Below are 7,013 nucleotides of genomic sequence, written 5' to 3'. Positions count from 1 at the left end.
TCCTACACTACTTCAACAACAGAAGTACCAATGCTTCAGCAGAGTCTTTCAATGCAAAGCTCAAAGCTTTCAGGAGTGTCTTTCGTGGCGTAAGGGATACCACATTCTTCCTATATAAAGTAATGAAATTGTATGCTTAAAAAATTGTACCCCCCAAACTTTCGGTATGATCCTGGTTTAATAGCAGAAAAGAGAAGGAATCGCAAACCAATACCAAGGAAAATCCAGAAAAAAGCCTAGAAACAGCAAAGAATAACCCAAGAAACACCAATAAATAAGCAAAGAATAGGCAATAAAAAACACCATAAGAGAAGCCCTATGGTGTTACATAAATATATAGTTTGATTAGTTTTTCGCTATGACCATTTCTGGTTCTTCTTTGCCGCCATGACAAGTTTTACAGGATATTGCTTTGGCGGGAGAGCTATCCCAACTACGATTAAAATATTTTTTGTTAATCTTTAGTGTCATCTTGATCATTGCCCGACCGATTTCCTTTTTTTGATTTTCATCACTTGCAAAATCCATCTTTTTAGGATCTTCTTTTGAAGGTGCATGACAAAATCCGCATTTTACACCCAATGCGACATTAAATTCTTTCATTGTCGCGATCAGTTCGTCATGTGAAATATTCTTCGGTAAAACTTTTAAATTTGTAGGTCTGGGTTCTTCCTGAGGTTTTTCCCGCTGGAAGTTAAATGCACTCAAGGCGATAACTATGGCAAATACCGAAGCAATTGCTCCAATTTTTTTGATGTGTTTCATTTCTCTTTTCCTTACGCTTGACTAATATAGCGATAAGAAAATACTTTTACAACGAAAAATGAAGTTATTATGACAATTTAGATTGATTATTATTTACGAATCCCGTCATTTACAATCCAGCGTTGACTATTTAATTGGTAGTCTATTTCAAGAGATTTACCCGATATGGTCACCTTTTTTAGTCTGGTTGTATCGTTCGAGATCCAAGTACTGTCATTATCCTGCGTAAAGCGGACTCCCGTAATATTTGGCACTCCTGTAAAGAATTCAATTTTAAACGATTTGTCACCTCCATCAGGTAGAATACGGATCAATCTATTGGATCGATCAACAGACAATGAGTTGCCCTGAAATTGAACCCTGCCAATATAACTTCCGGTAACTCCAGCAGATCCTTCACCATCCGTATTTTCATTCTTCTTACACGAAAAAAAAGTGATAAGGCATAAAATGAGCGCGACTAATGGTTTGAACAACTTCATACGTGTAAATTTTGGACTAAAATACGGTTTTTAGTTTAAAAACTCAATTGATCAAACCAGAAATGATATTGATAGTCAGAGCAACGACGAATGTATTCAGTCCAAAGGAGAGGAGGCCATGAAATAGCGCAACCCGTCTAATTTTTTTTGATGAAATACCCACATCAGACACCTGAAATGTACAGCCCATGACAAAAGAAAAATAAGCAAAATCCAAATAGTCTGGTTGGTCGTCCCCTGGGAATTCCAATCCACTGCCCTTGGAACCATTTTCATAATATAAACGTGCATAATGGAATGTGTAGATGGTATGAACCAGACACCACGAAGCAAGTATAGCAAGCATACAGATAATGATAATAAATGAATTATCAAGCTGTTTATCCTTAGTCGATATAATGATCATTAGCACAGAAATAAAGCAACTCACCGTAACCAATATGATAAACAGGGATACAAAAAGTCGACTACCGTCTTCCTGTTGTGCTTTCTTAGCGATTGTGGTCACCGGCATGGAGTAAAACGTATACCAGGAAACCAATATATAGGAAATACAAAAGCCAAGCCAACATAAAACCAGACTTAACAATGTGAAGGTTTTAATCGGGGAAAAGATATACACAAGTATAAAAACACAAATTGCGATTAGAGCCCGATGAATGGACTTCATTTGATGCAGGACTGTTTTTATATCTTTCATGACTGCAAATTAACAATCAAACTGCTCATTTGCCTCGAAAATCAATGGTCTTCCGCCATTAGAAAGGAACAAAAGCAGTGCTTCTTCCTCATAGTTCCCCGGATTAGAAAAGATAAAATCCAACTGCCCATCACGATCTATGTCACCAACAAACTGTGTAGACATAAATATATGATCATATTGATCTTTTTGAAATAAAGTTATTTCTTTAGCTCCCCCAAAGGTAGCATTGAGCTTGTAATGTGCGACTTCGTGAAATAGTTTTTCATGTCCCTTTTCATCCGTCTGCACTTCAGTGGATTTGATGTCTCCCAATCCTTTAAGGACAATTCGTTGTTTTTTAAAATTATACTCTACAGATTCCTTGGGCCAGATTTCTGAATGGTTGATCTTCATATTTTCCACGGCCCCCGGTTTTAATCCCTTTATATTCAGAAACAAAAGTGAGTTTCTTTTGGACTCGACATTTTTTGACGGAACCTGAGCACATTCATCATAACTATCCTTAATTTCATAATCGACTTTCTCCAGATAATATTTCCCCTCGCGCTCATAAAGATCAAACCAATCCTTATTCAATACAGCGGTTGGATCCTCCTTTTCCCAGATGCGATAACTGCGAACCAAAAAAATCTGTCCCTTTGAACTATCGGCTGCTGCCGAAAGTAACAAGCCTGTACTGTCTTTCGACATCAAAGATGAGCTATCTTTCGTAGCAACTGAATCTATTGGGGTATCATCTTTTTTCGTTGTGGGACTGTGACAAGCTTGGATGAATAATAGCCCAAACAGTAAGGTCAAAGCAGAATAGCTGTTCATATATTGTGAATTTTTATTTAAATATATAAAAATTCACAATATATGAACCCTTTAGCTTTGTTAGGAGAGAGCTTCCTTAAGTAAGGAAAATGATTTCAGGCATTTTTCATCATCAAAGATATAGGAGGTCGCCATAATTTCATCGACTTTATGATCTTTGACAAATTTGTTTATCTCTGGAGCAATCTTATTTTTATCCCCTACAAAAGCACAGGAGGCCATGCTCTCTACAGCTTGTTCGATGGCTGGAATCCCTTTATAAATTACTTCCTCTGTCGGTGGAGATAAAGGTCTTCTTGTATTGGTTACAATACTAGCAAATAGATTATAGAAGCTGGTTGACAAAAACTCAGCCTCTTCGGTACTGTCTGCAGCAATAACATTGACGCAGGAAATAAAGTATGGTTTGTCAAGCACTTCCGATGGCACGAAATTCTGATGATAGATCATGCTTGCCGAGGCAAATTGAGCCGGGGCAAAGTGTGTCGCAAAGGCATAGGGAAGTCCTAAACTGGCCGCTAAATAAGCGCTATCTGTACTAGACCCAAGAATATAAAGGGGTATTTCCAGTCCTTCACCAGGAAATGCGCGCACTTTTGCATCATAATTATCCGAACTGAAATAACGTTGAAGATCTTTGACTTCCTGCGGAAACTGAAATGCAGTATTCAGATTATTCCTTCGCAAGGCCATTGCAGTCAATTGATCAGTACCCGGTGCCCGACCTAAACCAAGATCAATTCGCCCCGGAAATAACGTTTCCAATGTACCAAATTGTTCGGCAATCACCAGGGGAGCATGATTAGGCAACATGATACCACCTGAACCTACTCTGATCCGGTCAGTATTTGAAGCAATATGCTGTATAAGCAGTGAGGTTGCCGAACTTGCAATATACTCCATATTATGGTGTTCAGCTACCCAAATTCTTTTAAAATCTAGTTTTTCGATATGTTGGGCAACTTTTACACTGCGAGCGATAGCACTGGCTGCATTTTCTCCCTTTTTGACAGGAGCTAAATCTAATGCTGATAATACGATTTTATCCATGTATTAAAATTACGGAGAAGAAATAGTACAATTGTAATGAAATTGTCTATTCTAGGATTCGCTGTGCATGTATGACAGTAAGCTGATCATTCAATATTGTTGTGAAAAAGGTGAAGGTGTCACCAGCATCTTTAATCTTAAACTTCTTTTTTATCTCCTCCGTTTTTAGCGGGAAATTTTTAGCGATAATATCCGCAATTAGAGGACTTTTCCTTTTCTTGAATTCTGTAAAAGATTCAACCTGTTTTATCCTAAATATTTTGCCCGGAAAATCAGGGATTTTCTGATCCGATGTATATAAATGCGTGCTTTTGTGTAGTTTTTTCACATCAAAATGATTGATGATTGTTTTAAACGCACCGGCTTTGGTCAGGGCAACATCCGGCTCATAAAGATAGGATAGAGGTGCACTATAATCGACAAGGGTAGCGCGTTCCCCCCCATAAGTAAAAGAGATGATCTGTTGTTCCTCTTTGAACAGCCGGACAGCGTGAATGACCGGTTCATCTATATATCCTTTCTCTTGAATAAAAATAAGTTCTTTACAATCATTTTGCAAGGAAACGACATAAACATCCTTTACATGGACTAACATGCTCAATGCTGAGGAGATATCCAATAATGGCGCAAGCTTGCTGATAATGATATCTGATCGTTCGAAAAAATCGTTTTGGAGAGCCACCAAATTGGGGTCACACTCGTCCAATAAAAATACTTTCTTATTTTGAACTCTGCGCGAAGGATCCAGATAGATATAATCAAAATGTGCCTGTGGATTGTTAAGTATGTAATCTACACCATTTGTGGCAATAACCTCGATATTTGCGGCAGACAATATCCTAGCATTATATGCAGAAATTTTCGCAAGATCAGGATTGAGCTCACATGAAACCACTTGCTTTGCCCGCGTTGAAAAATAAAAGCTGTCGACACCAAAACCGCTCGTTGCATCAATTAAATTTGTACCTTCCTGAATAAGCGAACTTTTAAATAATGCCGTTTTTTCTGACGAGCACTGTTCTAGATTTAATTTAGCAGGAAAATAGACACCCGGTGTCTTTGTCCATAACGGAAGTTTAGTCCTTGCACGCTGTTTACCATCCAGCTGTGCAGCTAATTCAGAAGACGATATTCCCTCAAAAGGAGATTTCTTTAAAGCTATTTTGGCAGGAGACTCATCCAGGCTTTTTTCCAAAAACAACTGCACCTCCTTTTGAAGAATCAATCTATTCATTTATATTTTCTTAACGAGAAGCTGACAAGTATATCTATCCTTCAATTCACTGATCACTTCTTTATCAACCAGAACGCGGTCGATCGTTTCCTGATTATAGTAACGGATAGTAATTAATTCAAGACCAGACTCATGGGTAACTTTAAACCGTTGTTCAAGATCGTTAATTAAATCCACCAGGTTTTTCCCCGTATCATCCACTGCGACGGTGAAATTGATTGCCGTATTGTGCATCATATTGATTTTGATGCGATGTTCATGAAACAGGTTAAAGATATCCCTGAGATTGTCTTCCACGATGAAAGAAAAATCCCTTGGCGAGATGGAAATAAAAATCTGATTTACTTTGAATATAAACGAAGGAACCGGTAATGTCTGATTTGTACTACGAATTATTGTTCCTGGAGACTCCGGATCAATAAAAGAACGCACATTTAAGGCTATTTTTTTATTCTGCAGCGGTTTGATCGTCTTCGGGTGAATGACAGTCGCCCCATAATAGGTAAGCTCGATCGCATCCGTATACGACAGTTCAGGAATCAATTCCGTTTTTTCAAACCATTTCGGGTCAGCATTGAGAACCCCCGGAACGTCTTTCCAGATTGTTACATTTTCAGCATTTAAACATGACGCAAAAATAGCTGCTGAATAATCGGAACCTTCACGACCTAAAGTTGTTGTGAAATTCTCCGATGTGGATCCCAGAAAACCCTGCGTAATGACAATGTATTCGTCTAATATGGATGGAAGTTCAGCACGGATTTTCTCTTCTGTTTTACTCCAGTCTACGACAGCCTCGCGGTAGGTATTATCGGTCAATATATAATCACGTGCATCTATCCATTTTACTTTCTCCCCAATAAAGGCAACATAGGCAGCGACAATTTTCGTCGAAATCAATTCACCCATGGACACAATTTGGTCAAATAGGTAATCGTAAGAGTCTTGCGGATCCTCTTCCAAAATCCATTCGATTTCGACGAAACAGTTGGCAATTTCATCGAATATGGGATTTTCACCGCCAGGAAATAGATCCCAAAGAATTTGAAAATGAAATGCTTTGGCTTCTTCAAGGGTCTGAAACTGCAAGCCCGTATTATTATAATATTCTCTGGTCAATTTCTCCAGAAGGTTTGTTGTCTTACCCATGGCAGAGATAACGACCAACAAAGCTTCACCTTTGTATTTCGAAATAATCTTTGCTGAATTTCTGACACTTTCCGCATCCTTTACCGATGCACCTCCAAATTTAAAAACCTGCATTTATTTTATTGAGTTTAGTTGATTGCTAATTGATACTATTAATATAATGTAATCCTTTTTCTGACATCAGATCTTTAAAAGTTGTGTAGGGAATACGCAGCTCTGTACCACCTTCAGCGTAAGATTTAATTTCGTAGATATTATAATAAAATAATAATTCGTTTTTTTCAAATGTAAAATTATCCGCAAGCGAAAACTTGCCACCTTCAAAAAAATATTTCCCATTTAAGGTATCATCCTTATGCAGTCCCTCTTGTTTACGAAAACATTGTTCGGCGATTGTGATAAACTTATCTTTATCTTCTTTACGAATAATATCGTCAATTGTAATTGGACTATTAGACTGCCTATCAAAGTTTGAATATAAGGTGACATGGTCACCATGAGCTCCGCCAGTATATTCCTCTTGTTTTGTTCGTATGGCCAGATACATGGGCGTATTTGCAACTACATCAACCCGAAGATCCCGATTCCAGGTTGCAGTAGATTTACCATTGTTATCATCCACATATTCATTATAAGCATTGATAAAACGATGGGCGGCTTCTTCCATACTGGTATCTCCTTCAAGATGAACTATAGATGAAACAAGATCATTGATTTTTGCTTCATCGAACACCGGATAGCTAGCCCGGAAATAAGTAGTATCCAATTTATCTTCTCCTTTTAGAAAATAATTACTATGCTCATCAACCATTTT

At 37.9% G+C, this 7,013-nt stretch carries 9 protein-coding genes; 1 reads left to right on the top strand and 8 read right to left on the bottom strand.

The genetic code is table 11. From position 1 onward, the window contains the following. Window positions 1–140 (top strand): transposase (locus tag D7322_RS09250; RefSeq protein ID WP_147430349.1); only part of this gene is annotated, 140 nt, incomplete at its 5' end. Window positions 141–345: 205 nt separating this feature from the next. Here D7322_RS09250 and D7322_RS09245 read toward each other — a convergent pair. The 8 genes from D7322_RS09245 to D7322_RS09210 all read right to left on the bottom strand — a co-directional run bounded on the left by D7322_RS09245 (window position 346) and on the right by D7322_RS09210 (window position 7,010). Further along, complete coding sequence (locus tag D7322_RS09245; RefSeq protein WP_121123461.1) at window positions 346–765, bottom strand: c-type cytochrome; 420 nt, start codon at window positions 763–765, stop codon at window positions 346–348. A gap of 89 nt (window positions 766–854) precedes the next feature. After that, complete coding sequence (locus D7322_RS09240) at window positions 855–1,247, bottom strand: hypothetical protein (RefSeq protein WP_121123459.1); 393 nt, start codon at window positions 1,245–1,247, stop codon at window positions 855–857. 43 nt (window positions 1,248–1,290) lie between these two features. Then, entirely contained in the window at window positions 1,291–1,947 is a 657-nt protein-coding gene (locus tag D7322_RS09235) for a DUF1345 domain-containing protein (protein WP_121123457.1), read from the bottom strand. Between the two features lie 9 nt (window positions 1,948–1,956). Next, window positions 1,957–2,766: a hypothetical protein gene (locus tag D7322_RS09230; RefSeq protein ID WP_121123455.1), complete on the bottom strand. Its 810-nt coding sequence runs from the start codon at window positions 2,764–2,766 to the stop codon at window positions 1,957–1,959. Between the two features lie 60 nt (window positions 2,767–2,826). After that, a complete protein-coding gene (locus D7322_RS09225; RefSeq protein WP_121123453.1) occupies window positions 2,827–3,816 on the bottom strand; it encodes an LLM class flavin-dependent oxidoreductase in 990 nt (329 codons plus the stop codon). 46 nt (window positions 3,817–3,862) lie between these two features. After that, window positions 3,863–5,050: a THUMP-like domain-containing protein gene (locus D7322_RS09220; RefSeq protein ID WP_121123451.1), complete on the bottom strand. Its 1,188-nt coding sequence runs from the start codon at window positions 5,048–5,050 to the stop codon at window positions 3,863–3,865. Then, entirely contained in the window at window positions 5,051–6,313 is a 1,263-nt protein-coding gene (locus D7322_RS09215; RefSeq protein WP_121123449.1) for an aspartate kinase, read from the bottom strand. Between the two features lie 25 nt (window positions 6,314–6,338). Then, entirely contained in the window at window positions 6,339–7,010 is a 672-nt protein-coding gene (locus tag D7322_RS09210; RefSeq protein WP_183078655.1) for a DUF3298 and DUF4163 domain-containing protein, read from the bottom strand. Window positions 7,011–7,013: the final 3 nt, after the last annotated feature.

The sequence above is a fragment of the Sphingobacterium puteale genome, assembly GCF_003627955.1.
In the GTDB taxonomy this organism is placed as follows: domain Bacteria; phylum Bacteroidota; class Bacteroidia; order Sphingobacteriales; family Sphingobacteriaceae; genus Sphingobacterium; species Sphingobacterium puteale.
Note: the sequence above shows the minus strand (reverse complement) of the source record. Positions and strands in the feature narration are given on the sequence as shown.

What these genes read in the sequence shown, in the direction of transcription:
- D7322_RS09245 (WP_121123461.1), bottom strand. Translation starts at nt 765, where the DNA reads ATGAAACACATCAAAAAAATTGGAGCAATTGCTTCGGTATTTGCCATA.
- D7322_RS09240 (WP_121123459.1), bottom strand. Translation starts at nt 1,247, where the DNA reads ATGAAGTTGTTCAAACCATTAGTCGCGCTCATTTTATGCCTTATCACT.
- D7322_RS09235 (WP_121123457.1), bottom strand. Translation starts at nt 1,947, where the DNA reads ATGAAAGATATAAAAACAGTCCTGCATCAAATGAAGTCCATTCATCGG.
- D7322_RS09230 (WP_121123455.1), bottom strand. Translation starts at nt 2,766, where the DNA reads ATGAACAGCTATTCTGCTTTGACCTTACTGTTTGGGCTATTATTCATC.
- D7322_RS09225 (WP_121123453.1), bottom strand. Translation starts at nt 3,816, where the DNA reads ATGGATAAAATCGTATTATCAGCATTAGATTTAGCTCCTGTCAAAAAG.
- D7322_RS09220 (WP_121123451.1), bottom strand. Translation starts at nt 5,050, where the DNA reads ATGAATAGATTGATTCTTCAAAAGGAGGTGCAGTTGTTTTTGGAAAAA.
- D7322_RS09215 (WP_121123449.1), bottom strand. Translation starts at nt 6,313, where the DNA reads ATGCAGGTTTTTAAATTTGGAGGTGCATCGGTAAAGGATGCGGAAAGT.
- D7322_RS09210 (WP_183078655.1), bottom strand. Translation starts at nt 7,010, where the DNA reads ATGGTTGATGAGCATAGTAATTATTTTCTAAAAGGAGAAGATAAATTG.